Origin of the sequence: Methylobacterium sp. B1 (assembly GCF_000333255.1) — a bacterium.
Taxonomy (GTDB): Bacteria; Pseudomonadota; Alphaproteobacteria; order Rhizobiales; family Beijerinckiaceae; genus Methylobacterium; species Methylobacterium fujisawaense.
Genome location: NZ_BACT01000270.1, coordinates 1 through 2,454 on the forward strand (window position 1 = coordinate 1; position 2,454 = coordinate 2,454).

At 67.5% G+C, this 2,454-nt stretch carries 1 protein-coding gene and 1 pseudogene; one reads left to right on the forward strand and one right to left on the reverse strand.

The annotated features are described in order from the left end of the window. Positions 1 to 480, reverse strand: a pseudogene (locus I53_RS07775) (hypothetical protein); the annotation flags it as partial. A gap of 1,611 nt (positions 481 to 2,091) precedes the next feature. Between I53_RS07775 and I53_RS07780 the strand changes: the two are divergent. After that, positions 2,092 to 2,454 (forward strand): GntR family transcriptional regulator (locus I53_RS07780; RefSeq protein WP_043348779.1); only part of this gene is annotated, 363 nt, incomplete at its 3' end.

The following is a 2,454-nucleotide window of genomic DNA, read 5'->3' on the forward strand; positions in this document are numbered from 1 at the left end:
CCGAATTAGTCGAGGCCGTTGCCGTTGGTGGCAACAAAGGCGGGCGGGTTGGAGAAGCGACGCCCGGGAAGCCCAAGAAGCTGTAGTTCTGGGTGCGTTGGCCGCGGCGGCGAAAGTCGACTTACTGGGCTCGGCCTCGAAGCCGATCACCACGCCCGAGCCCGGCGTGAACTGGTAGTTGTAGCCGATCTGGGCGCCGCCCGAGAAGCCGTCGTTGTTGTTGCGGTTGTTGACGCTGACGACGCCCGAGGTGCCGGGGGAGTTGATCAGCGAGCCGCCCGGCAGGGCGTAGCTGGTGGTGTTGCGGCTGTTGGCGTCGAAGCCGTAGCCGGCGTTCACACCGACGTAGAAGCCGGTCCAGGTGAACACCGGCACCGGCGTGAACACCGGCGGCGGCGCAGCGCGGCGCGGCAGGTCGGCGGCGGACGCCGCGGCCGTGAGAGCGGTGAATGCAGCCAGAGAGGCCAGGATCTTGGTCATGTCCGTGTTGGTTCCGTTAGCAGCGTCTGCTGATCTCGACGTATCAGGCGCGCGATCGGGAAGATGTAGCTCGCCGGCAACACTTGGAAATTCGCGCGCGCCCCGATCTCGGCATCCTTAACGGTTCTATACCGCAGAAATGTTACTCAAAGACGAACAGGAAGATCTATCGTCGTCTACGGGTTGTCCTCCGGGCCGGGGCGCGCGGGATTGCGCCGGCCTGCGTTTGGTCGGCGTGCCTGACCAAGCAGCCTGGAGGCCTGCGGCGATGATATGCGGCGAAGACCTGCGCGGTGGCGCCCGGACGCACGTCGCCGGTGTCGCCCAGGGTCAGCCGCACGCCGTCCGTCCGCGGTCCGGCACGACGGCCCCTGGCGTACGTCTCGACGTACGCGGACGGATCGAAAGCTGATCGCTACGGTACGGCCACTTTGCGATTGCAGCTTTCGGGATCGGATCTCGCGGCGGCGTCGCGGGCCGCGGATGCGGCCGATCGCCGGCCGGCGGCGCCTCGACCCTGTCCTGCGGTCTCCGAAGCGCTGGGATAGAGGTGGGCGCCCCGCGATGACGATGCGCCGGGGTCGACTTACCGGCGCGGGGGCTGCGGTTCGAAGTCCAAACCGCATCTCTTCTCGACAGAGGCCTGCTCCAATGCCTTCACCGCTCCCTTGCGGCGCGTGAGTTCGGCGGTCTGATGGTTGTCGCCATCGATGAAGTGAAGGGCCGGCAGGACGATGACCGCACCGACTGTCGTGGCGACTTGGTCGCTGCGGCGCTTTTCATCCTGCGGCCCAGCCGCCTGTGCCGCCCGCGCGGAGACCCGTCCCGGCTCTTCGCGGATCTGCGCACAGGTTAAATGGCTGAGCTGAATCGGCGAACATACGTCGCCGCGACCTTCTCGTCGTGTGTTTATGCGGGGATCCTTAAGATACGGTCCAGATATCGGCTATGGCGTCGTCTGCAAAAATCGGCCGTTATCAAATTACAGGGACGAAAAGGACCAGCCATTAAATAGAAATTTATGTCGAAAAAGTTCCGGCCGGGTCGATCTATCGCGATCGTGTGACCGATCGCACGGGTGGCACCGGGACGGCTGGACCGATGACGGATGACTTCCAGACGATGTTCGGGCCTCCGAGCGGCATTCCCGCGGCTCCTCGCCGGTTGCGACCCGGACTGTCGTTGCGCGGACCTGGATGGGCGGTCAGGCTCGTCGAACATGGCGCGTGCCGAGGGGGCATATCCGGGGACGTATCGGAACGCCCTGGGCTTCGCCGCCGACCCGCCCGACGTGCGATCGGCCCGCCCTTGCCGCTCCGTGATCGTCCGCGGCTCGATCCGGGCCGCCGGCGGGCGGGCGCCGCCTGCGGGATCGGACCTGAGCGCCGGACGCCCCGTTCCGCCCGGATCCCCTCCGCGTTCGGCGCAGCCCACCGCGGTCCCGCTGCCACCGATCCGGTGGCGCTGGCGTGACCGTTGCACCTGAAGGTCTCCATCGGCAAAGACCCTGCCGCGATACGTCTCCGAACGCATCGAAGCGTCTCGCGACCGAGAATGGACCATGACGCACCAATGTGCAGAGGTATCGGCGATCGGCCGCGGACGGCATCGATGAAGGCGGCCGACGAAGGCGATCGCGTGGGCGCCATCTGCCAAGCCCTGCGCCGGGCCATCGTGGAACGGGCGCTGGCCCCCGGTGACCGCCTGCCCGAGGATGCCCTCGGCGAACGGTTCGGCGTGAGCCGCACCATCGCCCGGCAGGCCCTGTTGCGGCTGGCCGGGGAAGGCCTGGTCGACCTCCGCCGCAATCGCATCGCCGTCGTGGCGACGCCGAGTTGGGAGGAGGCGCGTGACACCTTCGACGTGCGTCTCGGCCTGGAGCGGCTCGTGGTGCGCCGCCTCGCCGGACAGCTCAGCCCCGAGCAGCGTCAGGTTCTGCTGGATCAGATCGCCCGCAAGGAGGCCGCCCGGGGC